The organism is Staphylococcus edaphicus (assembly GCF_002614725.1).
Taxonomy (GTDB): Bacteria; Bacillota; Bacilli; order Staphylococcales; family Staphylococcaceae; genus Staphylococcus; species Staphylococcus edaphicus.
On record NZ_MRZN01000013.1, the window covers coordinates 35989 to 61249 of the forward strand.

The 25261-nt window shown below is 32.4% G+C and carries 26 protein-coding genes and 1 pseudogene; 12 read left to right on the forward strand and 15 right to left on the reverse strand.

The window, feature by feature from the left end; translation table 11 throughout:
- From dapA to lysA, 6 genes are all read left to right on the forward strand, one after another.
- A complete protein-coding gene (gene dapA, locus BTJ66_RS08610) occupies positions 1-888 on the forward strand; it encodes a 4-hydroxy-tetrahydrodipicolinate synthase (RefSeq protein WP_099090561.1) in 888 nt (295 codons plus the stop codon).
- On the forward strand, positions 885-1607 hold the full coding sequence (gene dapB, locus BTJ66_RS08615) for a 4-hydroxy-tetrahydrodipicolinate reductase (protein WP_099090562.1): 723 nt from the start codon (positions 885-887) through the stop codon (positions 1605-1607). The genes dapA and dapB overlap by 4 nt, the downstream gene beginning before the upstream one ends.
- 22 nt (positions 1608-1629) lie before the next feature.
- Positions 1630-2349, forward strand: a complete 720-nt coding sequence (gene dapD, locus BTJ66_RS08620; protein WP_099090563.1) for a 2,3,4,5-tetrahydropyridine-2,6-dicarboxylate N-acetyltransferase — start codon at positions 1630-1632, stop codon at positions 2347-2349.
- A 285-nt stretch (positions 2350-2634) separates the two neighbouring features.
- Positions 2635-3789, forward strand: a complete 1155-nt coding sequence (locus BTJ66_RS08625) for a M20 metallopeptidase family protein (protein ID WP_099090564.1) — start codon at positions 2635-2637, stop codon at positions 3787-3789.
- Complete coding sequence (gene alr / locus BTJ66_RS08630) at positions 3789-4862, forward strand: alanine racemase (protein ID WP_099090565.1); 1074 nt, start codon at positions 3789-3791, stop codon at positions 4860-4862. Before BTJ66_RS08625 ends, alr begins: the two co-directional genes overlap by 1 nt.
- Positions 4863-4865: 3 nt before the next feature.
- Positions 4866-6131 carry a diaminopimelate decarboxylase gene (lysA, locus tag BTJ66_RS08635; RefSeq protein WP_099090566.1) on the forward strand — a complete coding sequence of 422 codons (1266 nt, stop codon included), beginning with the start codon at positions 4866-4868 and terminating at the stop codon, positions 6129-6131.
- A gap of 211 nt (positions 6132-6342) precedes the next feature.
- On the opposite strand, the gene cspA is transcribed toward lysA, so the two are convergent.
- Positions 6343-6543 (reverse strand): cold shock protein CspA, encoded by a 201-nt coding sequence (gene cspA / locus BTJ66_RS08640; protein WP_001831260.1) that lies wholly within the window; start codon positions 6541-6543, stop codon positions 6343-6345.
- A 179-nt stretch (positions 6544-6722) separates the two neighbouring features.
- Entirely contained in the window at positions 6723-7031 is a 309-nt protein-coding gene (gene msaA / locus BTJ66_RS08645; protein ID WP_099090567.1) for a regulatory protein MsaA, read from the reverse strand.
- Positions 7032-7384: 353 nt separating this feature from the next.
- On the opposite strand from msaA, the gene BTJ66_RS08650 reads away from it, so the two are divergent.
- From BTJ66_RS08650 to BTJ66_RS08660, 3 genes are read left to right on the forward strand one after another with little or no spacing between them, the layout of a single operon-like run.
- Positions 7385-7654 carry an acylphosphatase gene (locus tag BTJ66_RS08650; protein ID WP_099090568.1) on the forward strand — a complete coding sequence of 90 codons (270 nt, stop codon included), beginning with the start codon at positions 7385-7387 and terminating at the stop codon, positions 7652-7654.
- Positions 7655-7667: 13 nt separating this feature from the next.
- Entirely contained in the window at positions 7668-8288 is a 621-nt protein-coding gene (locus BTJ66_RS08655; RefSeq protein ID WP_099090569.1) for a 5-bromo-4-chloroindolyl phosphate hydrolysis family protein, read from the forward strand.
- Positions 8289-8310: 22 nt separating this feature from the next.
- Entirely contained in the window at positions 8311-9444 is a 1134-nt protein-coding gene (locus BTJ66_RS08660) for a toxic anion resistance protein (RefSeq protein WP_099090570.1), read from the forward strand.
- A 169-nt stretch (positions 9445-9613) separates the two neighbouring features.
- Here BTJ66_RS08660 and BTJ66_RS08665 read toward each other — a convergent pair.
- The 6 genes and pseudogenes from BTJ66_RS08665 to BTJ66_RS08690 form a co-directional block, all read right to left on the reverse strand.
- Positions 9614-11206, reverse strand: a pseudogene (locus BTJ66_RS08665) (BCCT family transporter).
- A gap of 372 nt (positions 11207-11578) precedes the next feature.
- Positions 11579-12922, reverse strand: coding sequence for a branched-chain amino acid-like transporter carrier protein BrnQ3 (gene brnQ3, locus BTJ66_RS08670; RefSeq protein ID WP_099090571.1), 1344 nt, complete (start codon positions 12920-12922; stop codon positions 11579-11581).
- Positions 12923-13044: 122 nt separating this feature from the next.
- Entirely contained in the window at positions 13045-14934 is a 1890-nt protein-coding gene (locus BTJ66_RS08675) for a vWA domain-containing protein (RefSeq protein WP_099090572.1), read from the reverse strand.
- Positions 14935-14946: 12 nt separating this feature from the next.
- Entirely contained in the window at positions 14947-15738 is a 792-nt protein-coding gene (locus tag BTJ66_RS08680) for an ATP-binding protein (protein ID WP_099090573.1), read from the reverse strand.
- A gap of 158 nt (positions 15739-15896) precedes the next feature.
- Positions 15897-16100 carry a DUF6501 family protein gene (locus BTJ66_RS08685; RefSeq protein WP_099090574.1) on the reverse strand — a complete coding sequence of 68 codons (204 nt, stop codon included), beginning with the start codon at positions 16098-16100 and terminating at the stop codon, positions 15897-15899.
- 14 nt (positions 16101-16114) lie between these two features.
- On the reverse strand, positions 16115-16927 hold the full coding sequence (locus BTJ66_RS08690) for a VOC family protein (RefSeq protein ID WP_099090575.1): 813 nt from the start codon (positions 16925-16927) through the stop codon (positions 16115-16117).
- 208 nt (positions 16928-17135) lie between these two features.
- Between BTJ66_RS08690 and BTJ66_RS08695 the strand changes: the two genes are divergently transcribed.
- Positions 17136-17336: a Mid2-like cell wall stress sensor domain protein gene (locus tag BTJ66_RS08695; protein ID WP_099090576.1), complete on the forward strand. Its 201-nt coding sequence runs from the start codon at positions 17136-17138 to the stop codon at positions 17334-17336.
- 98 nt (positions 17337-17434) lie between these two features.
- On the opposite strand, the gene BTJ66_RS08700 is transcribed toward BTJ66_RS08695, so the two are convergent.
- The 7 genes from BTJ66_RS08700 to BTJ66_RS08730 all read right to left on the reverse strand — a co-directional run bounded on the left by BTJ66_RS08700 (position 17435) and on the right by BTJ66_RS08730 (position 23712).
- Positions 17435-18133: an ABC transporter permease gene (locus BTJ66_RS08700; protein ID WP_099090577.1), complete on the reverse strand. Its 699-nt coding sequence runs from the start codon at positions 18131-18133 to the stop codon at positions 17435-17437.
- 1 nt (position 18134) lies between these two features.
- Complete coding sequence (locus BTJ66_RS08705; RefSeq protein WP_099090578.1) at positions 18135-18941, reverse strand: ATP-binding cassette domain-containing protein; 807 nt, start codon at positions 18939-18941, stop codon at positions 18135-18137.
- 16 nt (positions 18942-18957) lie between these two features.
- Positions 18958-19524, reverse strand: a complete 567-nt coding sequence (locus BTJ66_RS08710; protein ID WP_099090579.1) for a dihydrofolate reductase family protein — start codon at positions 19522-19524, stop codon at positions 18958-18960.
- Positions 19525-19686: 162 nt separating this feature from the next.
- Positions 19687-20694 carry a Gfo/Idh/MocA family protein gene (locus BTJ66_RS08715; protein ID WP_099090580.1) on the reverse strand — a complete coding sequence of 336 codons (1008 nt, stop codon included), beginning with the start codon at positions 20692-20694 and terminating at the stop codon, positions 19687-19689.
- 31 nt (positions 20695-20725) lie between these two features.
- Positions 20726-21871 (reverse strand): Gfo/Idh/MocA family protein, encoded by a 1146-nt coding sequence (locus tag BTJ66_RS08720; RefSeq protein ID WP_099090581.1) that lies wholly within the window; start codon positions 21869-21871, stop codon positions 20726-20728.
- On the reverse strand, positions 21871-22761 hold the full coding sequence (locus tag BTJ66_RS08725; protein WP_099090582.1) for a sugar phosphate isomerase/epimerase family protein: 891 nt from the start codon (positions 22759-22761) through the stop codon (positions 21871-21873). The genes BTJ66_RS08720 and BTJ66_RS08725 overlap by 1 nt, the downstream gene beginning before the upstream one ends.
- 84 nt (positions 22762-22845) lie before the next feature.
- Positions 22846-23712: a sugar phosphate isomerase/epimerase family protein gene (locus BTJ66_RS08730; RefSeq protein WP_099090583.1), complete on the reverse strand. Its 867-nt coding sequence runs from the start codon at positions 23710-23712 to the stop codon at positions 22846-22848.
- A gap of 122 nt (positions 23713-23834) precedes the next feature.
- Here BTJ66_RS08730 and BTJ66_RS08735 point away from each other — a divergent pair, with 122 nt between their 5' ends.
- Together BTJ66_RS08735 and BTJ66_RS08740 are read left to right on the forward strand one after the other, a co-directional pair.
- Positions 23835-24704 carry an AraC family transcriptional regulator gene (locus BTJ66_RS08735; protein ID WP_099090584.1) on the forward strand — a complete coding sequence of 290 codons (870 nt, stop codon included), beginning with the start codon at positions 23835-23837 and terminating at the stop codon, positions 24702-24704.
- A 68-nt stretch (positions 24705-24772) separates the two neighbouring features.
- Positions 24773-25222 carry a GNAT family N-acetyltransferase gene (locus BTJ66_RS08740; RefSeq protein WP_238597615.1) on the forward strand — a complete coding sequence of 150 codons (450 nt, stop codon included), beginning with the start codon at positions 24773-24775 and terminating at the stop codon, positions 25220-25222.
- Positions 25223-25261 lie beyond the last annotated feature (39 nt).

Sequence of the window (25261 nt, forward strand, 5' to 3'; positions counted from 1 at the left end):
ATGGGACATATATTTGAAGGTGTGGGTGTTGCTTTAGCAACGCCGTTCACACATAATGAAATCGACTTTGATGCACTAAGAAGACACGTTAAATATTTACTAGATAACGGTGCACAATCATTAGTAGTAAATGGTACAACAGCTGAGAATCCAACACTAACAGATGATGAAAAAAACCAAGTATTAGAGATTGTAGTTAATGAAGTAGATGGTCAAGTGCCTGTAATTGCAGGTACAGGTACGAATAATACACAGAAGTCAATTCAAGCTTCAGTTCGTGCACGTGAAATTGGTGCGGATGCAATTATGCTGATAACACCATATTACAATAAAACAAATCAAAGAGGTTTAATCGCTCATTTTACAACAATTGCCGATGCAGCCAAGTTACCGGTTATATTGTATAATGTGCCCTCTCGTACAAACATGACTATCGAAACAGCAACAGTTGAAACACTAAGTAAAAATGAATATATCGTTGGATTAAAAGATGCGACAAACGATTTTGATTATTTAGATGATTTAAAGCAAAGAATCAATTTAGATGAATTTGCATTATATAGTGGCAACGACGATAATGTGGTCGATTACTTTGATAAAGGTGGTCATGGTGTTATTTCCGTAGTTGCCAATGTTATTCCATACGCCTTGCAATCTTTATATGATGCTAAACAAAATGGAGAAAATATTCAGTCACAATTTCAATCTATTCAAACATTGTTAGATGCCTTATCAGTGGATGTCAATCCTATACCAATTAAAGCACTAACTGCAGTTGAAGGATTCGGTAATTATGAAGTTCGTTTACCGCTTGTTACGCTTAGAGATAAAGAGCGTCAAATATTAGAACAAGCTTATGAACAGTTTAAAGCAGGTGGAAATACATGAAAATTTTATTAATTGGATTTGGCGCTATGAATCAGCGTGTAGCAAGATTGGCTGAGGAGAAAAAACATGAGATTGTTGGGATTATTGTGAGAAATAGTGAGAAAAGTTATCCCTACCCTACTTTCGAACATATCGCAGATGCTACTGAAGCGGACGTTGCAATTGATTTTTCAAACCCAGAATTACTCTTATCTTTATTAGATGAAGATTTTAACTTACCTTTAGTTATTGCAACTACTGGTGAAAAAGAAACAATCATTAGTAAATTAAAAGAACTTAGTAATAACGTGCCAGTATTCTTCAGTGCAAATATGAGCTATGGTGTACATGCTCTCACAAAAATTTTAGAAGCGGCTGTACCTTTGTTACAAGATTTTGACATCGAACTTACAGAAGCACATCATAATAAAAAAGTCGATGCACCAAGCGGCACTTTAGTTAAATTATATGATGTTATTGAGTCTTTACGTGATTATTCGACGCCTGTTTACGATAGACATGAAATTACTGAAAAACGTTCACAAGATGAAATTGGTATTCATTCCGTTCGAGGAGGTACGATTGTCGGTCAACATGATGTACTTTTTGCAGGTACAGATGAAACAATTGAAATTACACATCGTGCACAATCTAAAGATATATTTGCCAATGGTGCAATTGGCGCGGCAGAAAAATTAATACAAAATAAAAATGGTTTTTATACTTTTGACAATCTATAAACCCTAAGGAGCGAATTTAATTATGGTACAACATTTAACGGCAGAAGAAATAATTCAATATATAAGTGATGCAAAAAAATCTACACCACTTAAAGTATACATCAATGGCGATTTTGAGGATGTAGTATTCCCTAATAACTTTAAAGTATTTGGTTCATCGGATTCTAAAGTTATTTTTTGTGAAGCAGAGGATTGGAAACCATTTTATGAGTCTAATCAATCTGTTATTAAGGATGTTGAAGTTGAAATGGATCGTCGAAACTCAGCAATTCCGTTAAAAGATTTAACGAATACGAATGCACGTATAGAACCCGGTGCATTTATTCGTGAACAAGCTACAATTGAGGATGGTGCTGTAATCATGATGGGTGCGACAATTAATATTGGTGCAGTTGTTGGAGAAGGCACAATGGTTGATATGAATGCAACATTGGGTGGTCGTGCTACAACAGGCAAAAATGTACATGTTGGTGCAGGATCAGTGTTAGCTGGCGTTATAGAACCACCAAGTGCGTCACCTGTTATCATTGAGGATGATGTTCTTATCGGAGCGAATGCAGTAATTCTCGAAGGTGTACGTGTAGGTGCTGGTGCAATTGTGGCTGCTGGCGCAATCGTAACGCAAGATGTTCCTGCAGGTGCAGTAGTTGCCGGTACGCCAGCTAAAGTAATTAAACAAACAAGTGAAGTTGAAGATTCAAAACGTGAAATCGTTTCAGCGTTAAGAAAATTAAATGACTAGTTTGGAAATTTAATGCGTTTTGAATGATGGTTATGACTGCATGTCATGTATATCAAATAAAGACATGTTAATCATTTTAACAATGTAGGAGGTTTAGACGAGGCACTATATTTTTGCTATGATGTCTCTGTTTATCAAAGGTTTGGTGCTATATTGCCCTATTATTTGATAAGTTTGTCTAGCCTCCTATTTTCATACTAATAACAAATGACTAGTATACATATTAAGTTGAATTTTTATTTTTATAAACTGCATTAATATATTAACTTGAAGGATTTGATAATAATGAATGAGTTGGAATTTGTAACAGATCACAGACGTTATTTACATATGCACCCGGAATTAAGTTTACATGAGTATGAAACAACCAATTATATTGTTCGTTTTTTAGAAGCATTAGGTATTCAATATGAACGTCCATTAGATACTGGTGTAATTGCTTATTTATCTGGAAATGGTGCACATACAATCGCATATCGCGCTGACATCGATGCGTTACCCATCTTTGAAGAAAATGATGTTCCATACAGAAGCACAGTTGATCATGTCATGCATGCTTGTGGTCATGATGGACATACAACTGCCCTAATGCTATTTGTGAAGCGCTGTAAAATAATGGCAGATAAAAGCGAACTTCCTCAAAATATTGTATTTATATTTCAACCTGCTGAAGAAACAGGTGGAGGTGCGAATCGTTTGATACGTGCAGGTGCATTCGATAAATACCCTATTGAATCGGTTTTTGGTGTACATGTTATGCCATTTGAAAATGAAGGTCGTGTTGTGATTAGAGATGAAGAAATGACAGCGAGTGCTACTGAATATAGATTTTATTTGCATGGTCTTTCTAGTCACGTTGCGGATAAAGAACAAGGTCATTCGTGTGGCGAAGCCTTACAGCATGTATTAACACAAGTAGGACAAATTCAACAATACCATTTAAATGGTTTGAAACGAAACATTGTACATATGGGTCACTTTGAAGCTGGAGAGGCTATCAATACGGTTCCAAGTAATGGATATTTAGAAGGTACGATTCGAACATATGACGTAAAAGATTTAGAAATAGTAAAACAGCAAATGACTAAAATTAGCGAAAGTGTGAAATTATTATTTAATGTAGACTGCGAAGTAAAATTCGAAGAAGGATATCCACCTACATATAATGATCCTCAATTAAGAAAACACGTTGAAAATGGCTTAGTAAATGCTGAGTTTGAAGTAATTGATAAACCTACGCCATACTTATTTGGGGAAGATTTTAGTTTCTATAGCCAAATTGCACCAAGCTATTTTGTATTTGTGGGTGTTCGTGACGAAACACAAGGATTTGTTACCGGTTTACATACATCCCATTTGAATTTTAATGAATCTATATTGATACGAATTGCTGATTACTATGAACAAATATTAAAATCATATAGCGAGGTGCAATCGTAATGACAGCCATATGGTCCGTGAATCGACAGCTATTTAGAAAAAATGCTGAACATGTGAAGCAAAACAACTCAATCATGGCAGTAGTGAAAAATAATGCTTATCACTATGGACTTGAGTTTGCAGTTGAACAATTTTTAAACATTGGCATTGATACTTTCAGTACCACTTCACTTAAAGAAGCAATTCGTATACGTAACATAGCGCCAAATGCAACCATTTTTTTAATGAATGCAGTTAATGAATTCGATAAAATACGTCAACATCATATTCAGATGACATTGCCTTCCCTTTCCTTTTATTATGAAAATATTAATGAACTATACGACATAGAAGTTCACTTAGAATATGAAAATTTATTACATCGATCCGGTTTTAAAACAATTGAAGAAATAAAAGAAGTGCTACAACATCATACTCAGAATAATAATAAACGAAAAATGTGTATTAAAGGCTTATGGACCCACTTTGGTTATGCAGATGAATTTGACGTTTCAGAGTATGATACAGAACGCACATCGTGGTTGAGCGTTGTAAATACATTGCTGGATGAAGGTTATCATTTCGACATGATTCATGCCCAAAATAGTGCGAGTTATTATCGTGAACAGGGTGTATTATCTAACCATACACATGCGCGTGTAGGTATCGCATTGTATGGTTCAAGGCCTTATAAATCGATAAGTGAATTTGACATACAACAATCTTTGACAGTTAAAGGTAATGTAATTCAAGTGCGCGAAGTCAATGCGGGTGATTTTTGTGGTTATAGCTTTGCTTTTGAAGCGACTAAAAATAATACTAAATTAGCAGTAGTTGATATTGGCTATGGAGACGGTATACTCAAAGCAAGAGCGCAACATGAAGCATTGATAAATAACAAGCGTTACCCTATTCGAGCACTTATGATGAGTCATATGTTTGTAGAAGTTGATGATAGTGTTAATGCACAAGATGAAGTGATACTATATAATAACAATATGCGCGTCGATGAATTTACTTTTAAAGGTGTTGGCGCTAATTCAGAACAATTAAGTGCAATGAATCATGACTCATTAATAAAGGAGTATAGATAAAATATGGTAGTAGAATATAATGACAATGGTGAACTTACAATGGGAGGTACGAGCCTAAAAACGATAGCGCAGAGTTTTGGAACGCCTACTTTTGTTTATGATGAAGTACAAATTAGAAATCAAATGAGACGTTATCATGAAGCGTTTAAACAAAGTGGACTGAATTATAATATTTCATATGCTTCTAAAGCATTTACTTGTTTACAAATGGTTAAATTAGTACAAGAAGAAGGACTCGAATTAGATGTGGTATCTGAAGGAGAACTGTACACAGCATTAGAAGCTGGATTTGAGTCACAACATATACATTTTCACGGCAACAATAAAACGAAGCATGAAATTCAATATGCTTTAGAAAGTAAGGTTGGCTATATTGTTATTGATTCATTAGAAGAAATAGACCTTATTGAGCGATATGCGAGTGAAGAAGTCAATGTAGTTATTAGATTAAATCCAGGTGTTGAAGCACATACTCATGAATTTATACAAACAGGACAAGAAGATAGTAAATTTGGACTATCCATTAAACACGGCTTGGCAATACAAGGTGTTGAAAAAGTAAGTAATTCTAAAAAGTTAAAACTTAAAGGTGTTCACTTCCATGTCGGTTCGCAAATAGAAGGAACTGAGGCAATGATTGAAACAGCTAATATTGTTATCAAATGGTTAAAAGAAAATGATATCCAAGTTGATTTGATTAATCTAGGCGGTGGCTTTGGCATTAAATATGTTGAGGAGGACATCAGCTTCCCTATTGAAGAGGGTATTTCTGAAATTACTTCTGCTATAAAGGCAATTGCTGAAGAAACAGAATATCCAGTGCCTGAAATTGGTATTGAACCTGGTCGTTCAATTGTAGGTGAAGCGGGTATCACTTTATATGAAGTTGGAACAATCAAGGAAATCCCACAAGTTAACAAATACGTCTCAATCGATGGTGGCATGAGTGACCATATTAGAACATCGTTATATGATGCGAAATATGAAGCGTTATTAGTCAATAGAAATGATCCTAAAGACGAGACGGTAACAATTGCTGGTAAATTGTGTGAATCTGGCGATATTATTATCAAAGATGCCAAAATACCTAGTACAGTTCGACGTGGAGATTATTTAGCTATCTTATCTACAGGTGCATATCACTACTCTATGGCTTCTAATTACAATCAAATGCAGAAACCCTCTGTTTTTTTCTTGAAAGATGGTAAAGCAAGAGAAGTCGTTAAGCGTCAGTCATTACGCCAATTAATCATAAACGATACTAAATAAAAAGATAGCTGTGTTTCACTTAGGAAACACAGCTATCTTTTTTATATTGATATAACGCAATTAAAAATATCAATTATGTTACCGAATCTAGTAATTACGACATACATTTAAAGTCTTCTTATAAGAAGACGTAGCTTAATAGTTAAAAATTTCTACAAAAAAAAAAGAACCTTTAACAAGGTTCTTTAGATAAGTCAATATTGCATCTATATTATAGTTTTACAACGTTTGCAGCTTGAGGACCGCGATCGCCTTCAACTACTTCAAATTCAACTGATTGACCTTCTTCTAATGATTTGTAACCTTCTTGGTTAATTGCTGAGAAGTGTACGAACACATCGTTTTCTCCTTCAACTTCGATAAAACCAAAACCTTTTTCGGCGTTAAACCATTTTACTGTACCTTGTTTCATAAATGTGAAACCTCCAAGACTAATATTCATTCAATATGCGTTATTCGCATATTACAAAAAATACAATAACATAGCAAAAAACTTGTAGCATATTCTTTGCAATATGGAATAAAACAATTGCTTGACTTACAGTATAAAGCATTTGTTAGTGAATTGCAAGACAAATGTGAATAAACTGTTTATTCAATAATAGGTAAATTATAATAAACTTCATTGTTATTTAAAACAATATAACTATAGAATATTTGTAAATCTTCATCGCAATCTTCGCAAAATCCCAATTCGCAATTATTATAAAATGCATGTATATTATATTTGCCAACTAAGTAATTATCATAATCATTTTTACTTTTTAGTATTAAAGAATTATAAAAAGTAATCATTTCTTGATATGTCTCGAAATTGTACTGTTCCACAATTTGATCAGTCCAGTCACTAAATAACCACCAACCTTCGTAATCGGCTCGAATTTTTGCAACTGTCCACATGTTATTTCACCCTTTCACAATTAGTCTAAATTGCATTTTTTTGATATTTAAACGCGTGCTTTATTTTAGACTCATAGTGCAAATTGGATATACCTATGTATACTTTTGATATATTTACCCTAAATAAAAGTCCCCCATGTTTACATGAAGCCTATAAATTAGTAAGACTAACGATAGACGTTTTTCAATTCAGAGACGTACAATTTTTGCCTATGTGTAATATTCTAACGGGTTAAGAGACAAAATCAAGTTATCTGTCTCATACTTTTGGCCGATATAACAATTAAATTATAAACGTAAATATTAGTTTTGTAGTGTGAAATTTCGTATAATGTTATTAAGAGGTGATTTTCATGCAACGCAAACATATTAAAGTATTTGGAATGGTACAAGGTGTGGGTTTCCGTTACTATACGGAAAGAATAGCACAAAAACATAATATTGTTGGTACTGTTGAAAATGTTGACAATTACGTTGATATTTATGCTCAAGGGAATGAGCCATCGTTAACAGAATTTATCAACGCTGTTACAGAAGGTGCCTCTCCAGCATCACATGTTGAAGACTATACAATTGAAGACTTAGAGAATGATCAATCATTGAAAAAATTTAGAACGATATAAAGGAAGATGAAATTTGAGATATAATATTTCTCGTGTTTTTGGGATGATTATTGCTTTTCCAGCAGCGGTTATTGCATGGTTCGCTAGTATCTTTGCACTAGACATATATTTTATTTTTGATGTATTAATATCTGTAGCAACATTTGTCGTATTTTATTTCCCTACTCAGCGACTAACTTCTAGAAAATATTTAAGAGAAATTGGTTTGTCACGTCGCGACTATCATTTTGTAAACAGTCAATTAAATAATGCTCAAGATAAAATTAGAAGAATATTCAAATCTTTTGTGAATGTTAGATCTATTAAAGATTTTAAGCAAGTGAATGAGATATATCGTATATCTCGCGCAATATATTTTGCTGTTAAACAACAGCCAGGGGCATTTTTTAAAGTTGAAAGTTTCTTTTACTCTCACATAGATAATGCTTTGAATTTAATTGAAGCGTATACGAGATTGTCTAAATCACCAAAAAAATCTAAAGAAGAAAAGCAAAAATTAGAACAAACGCGCATTACTTTAGATGAAGTGAAACGAACGCTGGTCGCTGATTTAAGAAGAATAAATGACGAAGATTATAGTCAATTAGATATTGAGATGGAATTGAATAAAATTGAGCAGAAGCGAAACAAATAAACATAGAATGGAGAGGAAGTTTATGGTTAGAGAACAGGACTCGATTAATTCACATCCATTGGATAAATATATAGATGAGAATTCAGCAAATGAGTCTGAAATCGTTAAAAGCACAACACAGTTTTCTCACGAAGATCAACAAAAAATTGATAAATTGAGTGAACAAATTAAACCAATGGATAACGACGGGTTGTTAAGTTACGGTACAGAAGCACAATCTAATATGTCACAATTCTCACACCGTATTTTAAACGAAGTTAAGACTACAGATGTTGGGCCTGTAGGTGACTCATTAAATGGCTTAATGAGTAAATTGAAATCAGTTAATCCTGAGGAATTAAATCCAGAAAACCAATCAAAATTAAAGCGCATTTTCAAACGAACAAAAGCATCTGTAAATGAAATATTTTCAAAAATGCAATCTGTTGGATCACAAATTGATCGTATATCAATTGAGTTAGATAAACATAAGAATAACTTAAAAAAAGACATAGATATGCTTGATGAATTATATGATATGAATAAAGATTATTTTGACGAGTTATCTTTATATATTGAAGCTGCTAAAAAGAAACAAGCTGATTTACAACTTAAAGAAGTGCCTAAACTAAGGGAACAAGCGAAATCGACTGGGAATCAAATGGATGTGCAAGCTGCATCTGATATGGAACAATTTATTGATCGTTTAGATAAGCGTATTTATGATTTACAATTATCTAGACAAATTGCAATACAAACTGCCCCACAGATACGCATGATACAAAATGTAAACCAAGCACTTGCAGAAAAAATACAAAGTTCAATATTAACTAGTATTCCATTATGGAAAAATCAAATGTCTATCGCTCTGACACTGATGAGACAACGTAATGCGGTTTCTGCACAAAAGGCAGTGACTGATACAACTAATGATTTATTGTTGAAAAATTCAGAGCTATTAAAACAAAATGCCTTAGCTACTGCTACTGAAAATGAACGCGGTGTTGTTGATATGGAAACACTGAAAACAACACAAAATGATATCATTGAAACAATTGAGCAAACATTACAAATTCAAGAGCAAGGCCGCACGAAACGTAAACAAGCTGAATCAGAATTAAATGTACTTGAAACAGAGTTACAAAATCAATTATTAGATATGAAAGAGAAAAAATAAAAGAATATAATAAAACACGGAATTACTGATTATAGTAATTCCGTGTTTTAAACTGTCGACAGTTTATAAGTATACATCTCACGGCTATAGCCTTATACTGTAATCTTCGACAAGTGCTTTTCGCAAAGAAGGCATCATAATAGATGACTGTCAATATTTGATGACATATTTAGTGATGATTTTCTGATGATTTTTCTTCTAAGATATTATCCTTAGTATGCATGTTCTTTTTATCAGTAGTTATGTTTTGTTCAATAGCTAATTTATGAGCAATTTTAGGTGCTGTCCAAATTGTTGGTAACATAATGATTGATATGGGTACAGCAGTGATAATGATGAAAGATTGTATTGCGTCAATGCTACCTTCTCCAATATTGATTAAGATAATAGAGATAACTCCCATGATAATAACCCAGAAAAGTCTAATCATTTTCGGTGGATCTCCCTCACCAGTAACGGACATCGATATTGAAAATGACATAGTATCAGCGGTTGTGATGACAAATATCAGTGTTAACAATAATAAGACGATGACTAATGTGGTACCTAATGGTAAATGGGATGCAATTTATATAACAGCAGCTGGAAGGCCGTTATCAGCTAAAGGATTACTAATCGCCCCACTATCTTTCGTTTCGTAAAATAACCCACTACCCCCAAGTATTGAGAACCATAAGTGAGATACAACTGCTGCTACTATGGAAACGAGTAAAAATATTTCTCTGATTGTACGCCCTTTTGAAACTCGCGCAACTAACATGCCCATTAAGGGACCATAACCTATAAACCAACCAAAGAAAAATAACATCCAAGCTCCGGCCCATTTATCATTTCCTCTAAACGTGCTTATTTCTAAAAAATGGGTAAGATATACACCATAAGATGAAATAAATGTATCAATAATAAAACGGCCAGGTCCTAATAATAGAATAAATGCTGCAAGTGCTAACGCTAGCCATACATTAAGTTTACTTAAAAACTGTATGCCTTTATCAATGCCTGTGGTCGCTGAAATGGTAACAATGACCATTAAACCAGCAACGGATAAAACTTGTGTAATAATATTATCAGGAATACCAAATATACTATGTAACCAGTAGCTAAATTGAAATCCAAAGAAACCAATTGTGCCAATTGTACCTGCAACGGCACCTAATATACAAAATACATCAATCATCCATCCGATTTTATTTTTTTCAATTTTACTTCCAAAAATTGGATACAACAGTGTACGTGGACGCATTTTCATATTTTTATTATAGTGTGCATACATGATAATGATACCACTGACAGCTCCGTATACAGCCCATGCTGTGAATCCCCATGAGGTAAAGCTTTGCGCCATAGCTGCAGGTACTGCTTGCGGACTGCTATTTTTTATGTCAGAATCCATGGTCGGTGGTACATCTATGAAATAATACATTGGCTCTGCCGCTGCCCAAAATATTGCACCAGCGCCTAATCCAGATGTGATTACTATAGCTGCCCATCTAAAATAGCCCATTTCAGGTTTAGATGCATTGCCTAACCTTACACGTCCATATTTGGAAAAAGCTAAAAATGCACCAATGGCAAATGTAGCTAACAATAATACTTGCCAAAATGCACCAAAATATGTAATTGAAAGCTGAAATCCTTTTTGAACTAATGCTGATGTGGTGTTTGTGAATATCGACGACATCAATACAAATAAGATGAGAATACCACCACTTATTATGAATACTGGCCAATCTAATTTTTCTTTCCAATGTGAATATTTAATATAATTCGACTCCTCTATTTTCGAGTTCTCATTGCTTAAACGATTTATAATTTTAAAAATATAATAAAAAGTTTATTCAAGACGAAACACTTGAAGTAAAGAGTATAGCTTACTTTTGAAAACTAATCAATTGGACTTTTAAAATTGTTTAATCTAATAACTTTTTAAAATTTAATAATAGCTTTATAAATAATAAAAAGAGGCTAGGACATCATTGATTCGTCCCTACCTCTATAGACCCACTTCTCAATTTATTGAGTTAGTGGGACTTATGCATGAGCTAAGCTCAAGTAATCCTCTAACCCCACTTCTCAATTTATTGAGTTAGTGGGGTTTATGCCTGAGCTAAGCTCAGGCAAATCTTTTATCATATTACTCTTTTTCATAAATAATTGGTTTTTGATTTTTAACCATTGTAGCCATAATATAACCGATAATTGTTGTAATGACAGCTATAGGGAACCATTCTAATGAGTATGCTTTTAATGGCAAACTATCGATAAAGTTCATCTTAACCCATCCTTGAGTATGAATAACACTTAGGATAGATACAATAGAAACGATGGCTACTGGTATCTGCTGTGCAATTGGTTTTGTAGGTATAAAGCGTGCCAATAATATGAGTAATACTGCCGTAATGGCAATAGGATAGACAATGCTTAATACAGGTACAGACATCGTAATGACTGAATTTAAACCTTGGTTGGCTAAGATGAAACTGATTAATGTAAAGATAATAACATAAATTTTGTAAGAAATTCTCGGGAAAATTCTATGGAAATATTGTGACACAGCCACCACTAAACCACATGCTGTAGTTAGACAGGCAAGCGCAACAATAATACCCAATAAATATTTACCGAAAGTGCCAAACCCTACACTTGCCATTGTTGTTAATAAATATGTACCAATGTTTTGATCATTAGCTGTCAGGCTCTCAATCTTTTCATGTGGTACTGCCATATGATTACCAATAAATCCTAAAGATATATAGATAAACATAAGTGCTACGGCTGCAATAATACCTGCCATCAATGTTTGTTTGAATATCTGATTCGCATGTGTGATACCCGTTGCTTTAACGGCATTCACCACAATCATTGAAAATGCAATGGCTGCAATAGCATCCATTGTTAAATAGCCGTTCGTAAAGCCTTGTGAAAATCCACTGAAATTAGATGTGAACACGTCTGCTGCTTGACTATGTGAGTTACTACCGTAATCGACAAAACCTTTAATAATCATTGCTAAAATTGTAATTAACAGCAAAGGTGTCAATAATGAACCAATGCGGTCAACCATTTTACCGGGGTTGATACATAAATATAATACAATTAAGAAATAAATTACTGTAAAAATAAATAATGCCAGACTACTATTTGTATTTGCAATAGGTGTAACTGTCATTTCAAATGAAGTCGACGCAGTACGTGGAATTGCAAATAGCGGCCCTATTGTAAGATAGATAATGATTAGGAATGCTATTGAAAATTTAGGTGAAATCTTATTTAAAGAGCCAATATAACCTTGCTTATCCAATGCACCTACGATAACGCCTAATAAAGGTAAGCCAATGCCTGTTAAAGCAAATGCTAAGATGGATGGCCAGAAATACTGTCCACTATCGAAGCCTAAATTTGGTGGAAAAATAAGGTTTCCTGCACCAAAAAACATTGCAAATAATGTGAAACCTATAATCCATGTATTTTTATTCATATGTCGTTCTCCTTCTAACCAATAAAATAATATTATCCATTCTATCACGTTTAATTAGATACCGTCTATATAAATTTCAGAATATTTAAAAATATAAAAGCTAAATATAACTTTCCAATTAATTAAAAGGATTTTAACAATAATTTTTTCAGTAATGGTGATAACTGTGCAGGTAAATTTTCAACACCTTCTACAAATAATGCGTATTGTCCATAAATATTATGAATGGTTTGTTCGATATCCTCTGTAATTGCTTCTTGGCTTAGAAAGACATTAAATACTTCGATTCCCATTTTTCGAGCCATTTCCACCGCTTCATAGGTATCAAGAATACCATCTTGACTATAATTATATGCAGAAGGTTCACCATCTGAAAATACAATTAGAAATCTTTGGTTATGAGAGCGGCGCATTAAACGCTCACTTCCAACTCTGATAGCAACGCCATCTCTATTATCATCTTGTGGCTCAAGTGCCATTATTCTAGGACCTTCTTTTTCTAACATAGAATGGTCATAAGAAATGATTTCATCAATGATATTAGGTTGGTTAGTTTCATCTGCATCAAATGCATCTTCATTAAACGCTAATATTTCATGTTTGACATTTAATGATTTTAACGTTTCATGAAATAATACTACGCCTTTAATTGTTTCTTCCATTTTATCTTGCATACTTGCTGAGGCATCTACTAATAAAGTGAAAGTAGCATCAAACGACTGGCTTAAATCTTGCTTCTTATAAAACAATTTATACTGATCATCAATAAACCAATTCAATAAATTCTTTTGCAGTCTTCCTTTAGCTAAATTATGACGTTCATCTACATGCTCTCTATCTATAGTCTTTTGAATGATTTGAATTAGATCTTTTGTTTCAAATTGAACATCTGATTCTACATTTTTATATGTTTGTATATAGGAGGGTTCAATGTCAGGAATATGCCATTTAATTTCAACGTTTTCATTGATACCTTTTAATGCAAAAGCTTGATTATGACCAACTGATCCACCTTCATCCTCGTCATGATGATTGGCTGATCCTTTACCTTTCTTCGTTTGCATGTCAGTCATATCATCACTTGCATCGCCTTCACGAGCAGTATCGTTGTCTCCCATAACATCACTATTTTCACCTTCATGTAATTCCATTTCTAAATATGCGCCACCTTGAGAAGCACTATCTTGATAGTTAGATTCTATGTCTTCACTAACTGAGTTATCATCATTTTGTTCATCTGATTTACCATCTGAATTACTAGCGTCTGTTCTTGTTAAATCATCGAGTTTAAGTGTTTCTATAGCTTCATATACTTTTTTAGGTAAATGATAATACTCATTTAACATATCCTCTTTTAAAATATCATCAATTTGATACATGATTCTTTCTGCTAAATACATATTATCTTCAGATGTCTGATTATAGAAGAAATTAGGTAAATACATATACATATTGATTAAAATATCATCAATATGAGGATGGATTTGAGGAATATCATAGAAATTTTCTGTTATAAAAGAAGCTTCTAAATATAAAAATAACAAATCAGTAAAAGTAGTTTTTGTCTTGTATACATTTATTTGTGTTTTCGTATAATTTAACCTTATCTCATTGCGCATTTGTATAGAGGACTGAGTTGATGGGCGTTGTCTAGCAATCGTATTTAAAATGCGTTGATCTTCAAGTAATTTGAATACCTGTTGGAAAAATTTTGGATGTTGAAATGTTTGATTGTGTATAACTTCATTGACAATCTGTTCATCCATCAATTGATAGCCATAGGCGGCAAGCATAACATCCGTTTTTAATCCGGTCGTTTCTACTTTCCTATCTCTGTGAGACCAAAATGAACTGGTAATTAATGTGTTATTGATAGGGTCATAATAAGGAAACTTTTGTATTTTTACCTGTGTTTGATCATTTTTTAATAAAAGTCGAGCTAAATCTTGAAGCATCATTACTTGCTTAGCGTCTAGTTGTTCGTCATTAAATTTTATAAAACGATCACTCATCATTATCCCTCACTAAAAGTTTAATTCTACTGCATTTAAAATGGCTTGTTGTTCACGCTCATCTTCTAATTTGTCAATGATTGTACGTTGTATCGCACGTTCAATTGGCATGATTGTAGCTAAATCACTAAGATCAATTAATGCTCTAATACTTGCAGCTTCTTCGGAAATTTGACCTTGTTTTGTCATTGTACGCAGATCTTCGTTGAATTTAATGATTTTCTGTATCATTTTGTGATTGTTTAATTGACTTTGTTGCTTAATCACATCACTTAAAATATCACCATCAATATAGTCCACTTGGATAACGACGAAACGGTTTTTTAATGCTTCATTCATAGGTAATGTGCCAATATAACCAACGTTAATTGCGGCAATTACGTTAAATCCAGGTGCAGCGTTTACAACTTCGCCTGTAAATGGATTCGTCAATTTTCTACGATAATCTAATACGCCATTTAGGATAGGTAAGGTTTCAGGTTTCGCCATATTAATCTCATCAATATAAAGTATATGGCCCTCTTTCATCGCTTTAATAACTGGTCCATCAATAAAGACAATTTCTTGTGTACCATTTTCATTGGTTTGAATCGTTTTAAATCCAAGTAAGCTTTCGGCATCTAAATCAACAGAACAATTAATTTGATGCATGGGTCTATTCATAGTTTCACTTAGCGTTTCAGCTAATTTTGTTTTCCCTGAACCTGTTGGCCCTTTTAGTAATATGTTTTTATTAAGGCTCATTAATGACTGGGCATCATTAAATACAGTTTCATCTTTATTAATATAATTCGTATTCGACATTGTGATAGCATCTCCTTTGTTAAATGTATTGGATAGTAAGTTGTCACATCACTAAAAATAGACTGGGGCACGAATACATAACCATTCATTTGCCCTAGTCTTATTTGGAAAGAAATATTGATACACATGCATATGAAGCTGTGCGTGTTGCGCTAAGTTTAAACTTCTTTAAAATAGTCTTTATAATAACCACCGACAAGACCAGAGTTATCTATAATTTGATAATATTCTTCGGTTTCGTTGATAACATCATATTGCTTACCGACAGTTAGCATATCAGATACCGTGAATTTTTGTGCATCTGTATGTACGACTTCAATTTTCTTTTTAGGTGTATTGCTTTTCCATGTTTCATGTAACATATTTATACCTCCACTTATGCTTTGATTTCTAAAGTTAATATGAAAGTGATACCACTTTTCTCACTTATTCTAAGGGATTTTTCACCATCTTGGTCTAATGATTGATAAGGAATGCCAATGGATTCTAATTGCTGTAAAGCGTTTTGGAATTGCTTTTTAGATTCGGTAGCAAATTCAATTTGTTCAACGATTCCATGTTCTGGCATTTTAATTTCATCAGAGGACGCAAATAAATGCAATTCTCCACCTAAACCGCCTTCTCCAACGCGAAATACTTGTACTTTATAATCAGCATCTGGATGTGGTGCATATTCAGCAAAGTGTGTTAAACCGAAGACTTTAACTAATATTGATTGTGTTAATAATAATTCGTTGACCTTAAGTAACACAGGACCCAATCCTTGTATTTGATGTAGTGGGTTAACAGTACTATCAAATGTAGGCATACCTAATGGCGCCCCAATATTATGTTCGTTTGAATAAATATTGAAGGATTGATTATTATGATCTTTAAATTCAAAATATTTATGCCCATTTAAATCTGTAATGTCACTATGTTCAATTTGATGATGATTCAAAATGCTTATATATTCATCTAGACCTTCATCACTTGGAATTCTTAGTCCAATAGATTCAATATGATTATCATTATTTTGGTACTTTGGAATTTCTACAAAATGAATACGGGTACCAGAACTTAGTTCAGCATCGCCAAAACGTAACGCATTGCCTTTATCAGCAACATTTAATCCAAGTATGTCTTTAAATAAAGTTTTAGTTTTTTCTAAATTATCTGTCCCTGTTGTTACACTTCTTAGACCATTCATTAAATTAACCCCTTTATTTATCACTTTTCAATTTATTATAACGCATTTTCAATATGATTTATACGATGAAGTTTGTCAGTAAAGTCCATTTTATGAAATTTCAAGATTATACATTGGACCTTTTGGAAATATGTATTACTATAGGTATATAGGATATTAAAACATTTCTTACACGTAGAATATAACAAATTAATATAGGAGGTATAAGATGACTAGTATATGGGTTGTATTTGGAATAACGGTACTTATTGCAGTGTATTCTGGCATTACTTTCTTTTTCAATTTAAATAGTAAAGCTAAGCAAAAAAAAGCTAACGATAAAAGTGTTAAAAAGAATAATATATACGGTATAGTCTTTTTAGTCTTTTTAATTTTGGCCATTATAGAACTTTTTGTATATATAGCATAAATAGTTTATTATTATAAAGCCCAAAATCTATGTTTCTGATTGACAAGCCTTATGCAAATAATAAAAACTAGACCATCAACTTCAGATGGTCTAGCTTATTATTTTTTATATAAGATAGTTAAAAAATAATAAGCTATTGATATGTATGTGAATGATAGTAAAACTATTGTGAGAAAATTGGTATTATTAATCACCAATGAATCTTCTGTTAAACTAGATAATAAATTATTAATAGGAGGTAAAATCCATAAAATCCATTTTAAAAATGGTGAAACCTCCACTAATTGAGATTTAATCATTGAGACTATTAAAAATAAAATAGTAATCAACCACCAGTAAGATTTGTAAAAAAGCCCCGTGTTTGCTACATAGCTTCCTAATAAAATACCGAAATTTCCCATAAGAAAGTGAGTAGTGAACCCTATTAAAAATAGGTTGATTGTCATAGGTTTATCGAAACTCCCAATTAATATTGGATAAAGTAAAGCAATAGTAAGTAATATTAAGCTAATGAAATGTATGTATATCATTTTCAATAATAAGTATTTAATTTTTGAAGACAGCTGAATATAAAATATATGTCTTTCATTAATAGAATCATCTTTGAATATCACAATAGTAATCCATGTTGAAATAAGATACAAACCTACTGAAGTTGAGCCATAACTAGATAAAATAGGTATATCAGTGTATATATAAATACCAATCACCCACATTAAATATAAAAATACAGGTGCAACAAATTGAAAAGATTTAATAAATTTTAAATTTTCATACTTCAAAAATGTAAGTAACATGTTATTCGTCCTTTACTTCTAGTATTTTGAAATTATGCTTAATTAAGTCACTCAATATGTTATTAGTATCAGAACGCGCTATATATAATTTTATCGAATTATTATTAATGATATTTTTGTTATAAACTTTTTGTTCTACTGTAGTAGGGAAAGTATTCGGTGTAGTTTCGGTTCTTAACACAGTAATAGATTTCAATAAAGGTTTTGTATGATTATTTGTGAAATTTCCATTTTGTAGATTGACTTCGTGAGTTATAAACGATTGAAAGCTATCATTTTCATGAGAAGTTAAAATAATCGTTTTTGACTTTGATAAATCTTTTAACAAAATAATAAATCGATTGATTGCTAGTTTATCTAAACCAGAAAATGGTTCATCAAAGATTAATATATCTCCATTTTTTAAAAGTGCTTGAATAATATTAATTTTTTGAAGGATTCCTTTTGACAGTTGATTTAATTTATCTTTTTCAAATGAAGTTAAATTGAATAATTTACTATAATATTTCCAATTTAGTCCATTGTCTTTATTTAAGTTTTGTATTGTCTCTAAAAACGTATGGACTTTGATGTTTAAATTGTCAGGAAATTTATCGGGAGCATAGCAAATACGACCATTAACTTGAATGTTTCCTTTGCTGGGGTGAATTAATTTTGCTATTAATTTTAAAGTAATACTCTTTCCTATACCATTAGCACCACTGATTAACGTTATAGAATTTTTCGGTATCTCAACAGACAGATTATCAACTATTGCTTTGTTATTAATTTTTAAAGAAACATTTTTTACATTAACTGCTATACTCACACGTACGCTTCCCTTCTTAGTATGTTTGTTTACTATAAATTAATTGCACAACACCACTTTTATAAGTGTGAGTTTGTGTGTGAGATAGATTAAGTCTTTCAGAAATATTTTCGAAAAGTGGTTTTCCTTTACCTAAAATAACAGGATGTACTGATAAGCGATATTCATCAATGAGATTGTGTTTGATAAGTGAGGTAATAATACGAGCGCCGCCATATAACCAAATATCCTTTTGGTGATATGATTTGATTTCGTTGATCGTAGCAACTATATCTATAGGATTAATAAATTGTGTGTTACTGTTATTGGAATATGTTTGATGCGTAAACACATATTTATTTTTGCTGTGAATGTTTTGCCACATCATTTTATCGTCATTATCTGATTCAGCGTCATTAGGTGCGTATGTTCCCCAAAGGTCATAGCTTTTACGACCATATATAATAGCATCGATTTGATTTAAAAAATTATTAAAATTCATTTCAGGATCCATGATACACCAATCTATCTCTCCATTTGGTCCTTCAATAAATCCGTCTAAAGAAACAGCTAAATCCAATATCACTTTAGGAATATTTTTCATACAAACAACCTCTTTTCTATCATATTATACTCAGTGTATTGAAGTATGATTGAAATATCAATTAAATGTTTTATTTATTAATCTGTCTAGTAAAAGTTATTAATAAATAATAAAAACTAATCGTACTTAAAACGATACGATCAGTTTTTATTGCTTGATATACTAAATGTTATTAAATTGAACAGTTTGATTTGATTCTGATGATTTTTGGATGGCATCAATCATAGCAATCGAAGGAAGTGCATCTTTTGGATGAATATATTGGTCACTGTCATTATTAATGCATGTATAAAACGCATTAATTAATTTTCTGTGACTCGGTCCATAATAAGTTTTGCTACTAGTCATTTTTTCATCTTCCGCAATTTTTACTTTATAACCATCTTCATTTACTCGGGTAAGTATATTATCTTTGATCGTAAACTTTTCATTTTCAAAAATAATTTGTAATTCAACAGTTGAATTTCCGAAATTTGCATTTGTAGCAAAGAACATGCCATTTGCTTTATTGTCAAACTTGATATGTGCTGAAGCAGTATCTTCAACTTCAATATCGTAATCTAATAATTGTGATACAGTTCCCTTAATTGATGCGATTTTCCCACATAATACTTGCATCAAATCAAGCGTATGGATGGATTGATTAATTAGGACCCCGCCGCCTGCAGTTGACATTTTACCGCGCCACGGTTTGTCTTTATAGTAAGATTCAGGTCTAAACCACGTAACTAATCCTTTTACACCAATCACTTCTCCGTAAGTCTTACTTTCGACAACTTTTTGCAATGTTTGAAAAGTATCATTGTATCTATTTTGGAAACATATACCAATTTTAACGTTTGGATGTTTATGTTGAAGTTTTACAAGTTCAAGCCCTTCTTTTGCATTTATAGCTAATGGTTTCTCTTGTAAGACGTTAATACCATTTTCTACACATGTTTTTGTAGCTGAAACGTGTAAATAATGTGGTAAACATATATGGACACAGTCCAATGTTTCAGAACCTATCATCTTATCCAAATCATGATAATAATTCACATGTGGCATGCCTTTGCCCAACAATTCATTTTTATCACAAATAGCTACTAATTGAGCCATAGAGCTGTTTTGAATCGCTTGTATATGAACTTTTGAGATATCCCCTAGTCCAACTAAACCTACATTAAGCATTTGACCATCTCCAATGATTGCATGTTTTGACCTAATTTATTTCCGAATTGATTTTTTCTTGTAAGGCAGCTTTAAATACTTCAGGGTCTACAGGAAGCGAAACGGCTTCACCTAACCAACTAGATAGATACATTGCATTAACAAAGTTTACGCCATTGATACCATCGCTACCAGGTGCAATGAGTGGCGTGCCATCTAAGATATTGGCTGTAAAGTTTTCTAAGACATTAATATGTTGTTCGCCCCAAACGCTTTCAAATTCAAACGATTCTTCATTATATATTTCGCCCATACCATTCCCTTTGAATAGCTCAGCTACTTGTTCCCAAGTCATTGTTTGATTCATTTCTGTTTCTGATTTATTTAAGCGTTTTAATGTAATTTTTTTACTATCCTCAACTAAAATTTTCCCTTTATCACCAGTGATTTCTAAGCGATCTGTGCCAATGATGTCATGTGTACATGTAATAAATACACCTGTTGCTCCATTACCATAATCTAGTACAGTAGTCACATCATCATCGACGTTTAAGTCTCTTTGATAACCATATTTTACATTTGCATAGACTTTTTCAGGTAAACCACAAAGCCATTGCAGTAAATCAATTTGATGAGGGGCTTGGTTTACTAATACACCACCACCTTCTCCTTGCCATGTTGCTCTCCACGAACTTTGATCATAATACGCTTGTGGGCGCCACCATGTAGTTATAATCCAGTTTGTACGACGAATTTCACCTATTTCGCCATCGTCGATTAATGATTTTACTTTTTGATAAAGTGGATTTGTTCGTTGATTGAAAAATATACCAAATGTTAATTCAGGTTTTGAAGCGGCTAAATCACTAATTTCTTTTACTTTTTCTGCGTAAATATCGCCTGGTTTTTCCAATAGTGCATGAATATCTCTAGACAAGGCTTCTTTTCCAATTTCAGTGTGTAAATAGTGTGGAACTGTTGTTACGATAGCATCAACATCTCCGCTTTCCAACAAATCAATATAATGTTCATAAAATGGTACGTTAGGATATTTTTCAGCAGCAAGTGTTTTTTTCTCTGGATCAATATCACAAATTGCACCAATTTCTAAGTTTGCTACTTTACCCTCATTAATAAAAGCTGCATAAGTTCCGCCTTGTGCGCCTAATCCGATAATACCTAAACGAACTTTGTTCATCACATATTCTCCTTTTGCTCAATATTTTTCAAAATATCTAAAAGTGCTTCATATTGCATTTGATAGCCCTCTGCACCATTTTTGGCAGCAGTATTTTGAATTGTTTCTGTTGCATGTTCTAATTCCAAATCTTTGATAGCATCAAAAACGACAAGGTGTGGTTCTAAAGTTAAGAAACCTTGATAACCTCCATTAATTGCTTGTGTTAGAATAGACTCTATTTGGCCATCGCCCGTACCACACACAACATTGATACTATCTTCATAAACAGCATCTTTAATGTGTATGTATTCAATATAAGGCAATAAGAGTTCATAACTCATTTGTGTATCTTCACCACATTGCACAAAATTAGCAAAGTCAAAGATAGCTCTGAAATTTTCTGAACCTACTTTATCAAGAATGACCTTACAACGACGTGCCAAATCACCAAAAATATCTTTTTCATTTTCATGTAATAAAATTATATTATGTTGTTCTGCTATTTCTGTAAATTGCTTTAATTTAGAAATGACATCTGTTTCGTAATCGTCAAAATGTTCATCTTTTGGAATATAAAAGCTGAAAATTCTTATATATTTACATTTCAGTTCATTTGCAATTTCACACATTGTTTTTAATGTAGCTAATTGTTCATTAAAAGCCACTTCATCTTGAATATAAATTTTACCTATAGGTGATCCAATTGATGAAACTTGAATGTTCCATTTTCTTAATTTTGGTAAGACATCTGTTCTGATTTTCTCTACCGTAAATTTACCGATGTTTTCGCCATCGATGCCGCGTAAAGAGATAAAATGCATACCTAGGTCATGGACTGTTTGTAACTGTGTTTCTAAATCAGATGATATTTCATCAGAAAATCCTGAGATTGCAATATTTTTTAACAAAAGCTTTCCTCCTTTATAATATAGATTCTCGATTTGTAAACGTTTCCAAATCGTTGTATAAGATATTCCACTGCAAACTATATATTAAAACCAACTTTTATAACCTAACGTTAATAAATGATCCCGACTCGTAGTAAGACAGTCATAAGGGTCAGCGCCATATAATTCATCCTGTTCTACAAAGAAATACTCACTGCCACTTTTTCTGCCTACATCTATAATTTCTTTCAATGGTAATGTACCTTCACCCAGTTCAGCGAATTGTGTAATCATATGTAGCATATAATAGAGTTTTTCATGACCTTCTCCAGGATACTGATTCATATCAATTTCACCAACTCGGTAGTCTTTGAGGTGAATTGCACGAATTCTATTTGCATAATTAGGTATAACTTCAATTGGATTTAAACCAGCACGCCATATCCAATGCACATCTAATTCAAAACCTAAGTGTTTTGTGTGATCTCGCATTAAATCCAACATAAATTGTCCTTCATAACGGACAAATTCTAAATTATGTGCATGATAATAAAGGTCAATGCCTTCTTCTTTCAACCGTGTCGCATACTCATCACAGATTTTGGCAAAATTCAAAGTCTTTTCCTTAGAACCCATATAATTCATTGGTAACATACCAATTCTTAATATCGTACAATCTACGGCTTTACAATCTGACACAATTTTTTCAAAATCATTTTGTAAGGTGTCTCCAGGATATTTTTGTTCGTCTGATATATCTTCAACACCACAAGACATAGAAGCAATATTTATTCCGAAGTCATTAATAGCTCTTTGCATTTCAGCAATATGATGTGTTGTCATTTCAATTTGTGAAACTTCTACCGCATTGTATCCCAAATCATTTAATTTTTGTAAAACTGTATAGATTCCTTCTTCTTCTACTTTCTGTTTAAGCATCATCATTTGTACACCAATTTGAGGTTTGGTCAACAGAAATCATCCTTTCATAATTAATTTCTATAAGTGGTATAATATAATTATAATTTATGTGAAAATTAACAACATTGTAAAAACTTGAAAAAAGATTGTTTTTTGAGTTGGAGGGATTCTGATTGCTAGAAGAAAAAGAACTGAAATTTAAATTTGACTCGATTTCGCTACCATTTGAGGGAGAATACACAGCTTGGCATAAAATAAGTGATGGCCATTTTGGGAATGAATTACACTATCACGATCACTATGAAATATTTTTTTCATTATCTGGGGACTTGCTTTATACAATTGAAGGCAGAAAATATCAACTAGATGTTGGTTCAATGCTTATCATCGCTCCATATGAATTTCATCAATTAAATGAACAAATGGATGGACATGCAGAACGCATCGGTTTGCGTTTTGATGCGCAATTACTAGAAAGATTATCTAAAAATACGATTGATTTAGCGCAATGTTTTAATACGCAATCTTCGAAATTCAAAAATTTATTACAATGCTCTGAATCACAAAAAAGAGAATTATACTATTTATTGCAAGGATTATTAAATGAACAAGATAGTCAAAAATTCGGAAAAGTATTGGCAGAAGAAGCGATATTAACTCAATTTTTTATATTATTAAATAGAGTGTCTATTGAAAATGAAACACGAACAGATGATGATCCAGAAGCACAACTCGTACGACAAGTATTAGATTATATGGAATTACATTACGCCGATCCAATCTCATTAGAGGATCTTGAGAAGAAATTTTTTGTCAGTCGTTATAAAATAACACAACATTTTACACGTTTAGTCGGTTATCCGCCGTATCGATATTTATTGCATAAACGTCTTCAAAATGCACAAAGAATGTTAAAAAATGGTCACAATCCACAACAAGTTGCAATGCAATGTGGTTTTACCGATTATTCTAACTTTTATAGAAGGTTTAAAACATTTTATGGTTGCAGTCCGAGTAGCTATTTTAAACAACATTTAACGTGATCGCATTTCAAAGTGATTAAGTGGAAATTATGTAAAGTGCGCTTAAAACAATTTCGGAGGGATTAACAGTGATTAGACAGTTAATTAATAAAGATGAATTACCAATGAAATTACTCTTATTGGCAGATCCATCTGAAACATTGATTAAATCATATATAGATAGAAGCATTTGCTTCGTTTATATTAAACGTGAAGTAATCATTGGTATTATTGCGTTGATTGAAACGAGACCAAAAACAATAGAAATTGTGAATATTGCAGTAGATGAACTAAATCAACACCAAGGTTATGGAAAGCAATTGCTTAAATTTGCAATCAACTATGCAAAGTCAGAAAGATTTCACACGATAGAAATCGGTACTGGTAGCCTTGGTGTAGAACAACTTATGTTATATCAGGCATGTGGGTTTAGAATGATATCAATCGACAAAGATTTTTTTGTGAGAAATTATGAAGCGCCCATTATGGTTAAAGGTCAACAATTAAAAGATATGGTAAGATTATCACAACATATTTAGATAATTGTCAGTCAAAATAATAAAAAGTAAAAATAAAGT

What these genes read in the sequence shown, in the direction of transcription:
- dapA (WP_099090561.1), top strand. Translation starts at nt 1, where the DNA reads ATGGGACATATATTTGAAGGTGTGGGTGTTGCTTTAGCAACGCCGTTC.
- dapB (WP_099090562.1), top strand. Translation starts at nt 885, where the DNA reads ATGAAAATTTTATTAATTGGATTTGGCGCTATGAATCAGCGTGTAGCA.
- dapD (WP_099090563.1), top strand. Translation starts at nt 1,630, where the DNA reads ATGGTACAACATTTAACGGCAGAAGAAATAATTCAATATATAAGTGAT.
- BTJ66_RS08625 (WP_099090564.1), top strand. Translation starts at nt 2,635, where the DNA reads ATGAATGAGTTGGAATTTGTAACAGATCACAGACGTTATTTACATATG.
- alr (WP_099090565.1), top strand. Translation starts at nt 3,789, where the DNA reads ATGACAGCCATATGGTCCGTGAATCGACAGCTATTTAGAAAAAATGCT.
- lysA (WP_099090566.1), top strand. Translation starts at nt 4,866, where the DNA reads ATGGTAGTAGAATATAATGACAATGGTGAACTTACAATGGGAGGTACG.
- cspA (WP_001831260.1), bottom strand. Translation starts at nt 6,543, where the DNA reads ATGAAACAAGGTACAGTAAAATGGTTTAACGCCGAAAAAGGTTTTGGT.
- msaA (WP_099090567.1), bottom strand. Translation starts at nt 7,031, where the DNA reads ATGTGGACAGTTGCAAAAATTCGAGCCGATTACGAAGGTTGGTGGTTA.
- BTJ66_RS08650 (WP_099090568.1), top strand. Translation starts at nt 7,385, where the DNA reads ATGCAACGCAAACATATTAAAGTATTTGGAATGGTACAAGGTGTGGGT.
- BTJ66_RS08660 (WP_099090570.1), top strand. Translation starts at nt 8,311, where the DNA reads ATGGTTAGAGAACAGGACTCGATTAATTCACATCCATTGGATAAATAT.
- brnQ3 (WP_099090571.1), bottom strand. Translation starts at nt 12,922, where the DNA reads ATGAATAAAAATACATGGATTATAGGTTTCACATTATTTGCAATGTTT.
- BTJ66_RS08675 (WP_099090572.1), bottom strand. Translation starts at nt 14,934, where the DNA reads ATGAGTGATCGTTTTATAAAATTTAATGACGAACAACTAGACGCTAAG.
- BTJ66_RS08680 (WP_099090573.1), bottom strand. Translation starts at nt 15,738, where the DNA reads ATGTCGAATACGAATTATATTAATAAAGATGAAACTGTATTTAATGAT.
- BTJ66_RS08685 (WP_099090574.1), bottom strand. Translation starts at nt 16,100, where the DNA reads ATGTTACATGAAACATGGAAAAGCAATACACCTAAAAAGAAAATTGAA.
- BTJ66_RS08690 (WP_099090575.1), bottom strand. Translation starts at nt 16,927, where the DNA reads ATGAATGGTCTAAGAAGTGTAACAACAGGGACAGATAATTTAGAAAAA.
- BTJ66_RS08695 (WP_099090576.1), top strand. Translation starts at nt 17,136, where the DNA reads ATGACTAGTATATGGGTTGTATTTGGAATAACGGTACTTATTGCAGTG.
- BTJ66_RS08700 (WP_099090577.1), bottom strand. Translation starts at nt 18,133, where the DNA reads ATGTTACTTACATTTTTGAAGTATGAAAATTTAAAATTTATTAAATCT.
- BTJ66_RS08710 (WP_099090579.1), bottom strand. Translation starts at nt 19,524, where the DNA reads ATGAAAAATATTCCTAAAGTGATATTGGATTTAGCTGTTTCTTTAGAC.
- BTJ66_RS08715 (WP_099090580.1), bottom strand. Translation starts at nt 20,694, where the DNA reads ATGCTTAATGTAGGTTTAGTTGGACTAGGGGATATCTCAAAAGTTCAT.
- BTJ66_RS08720 (WP_099090581.1), bottom strand. Translation starts at nt 21,871, where the DNA reads ATGAACAAAGTTCGTTTAGGTATTATCGGATTAGGCGCACAAGGCGGA.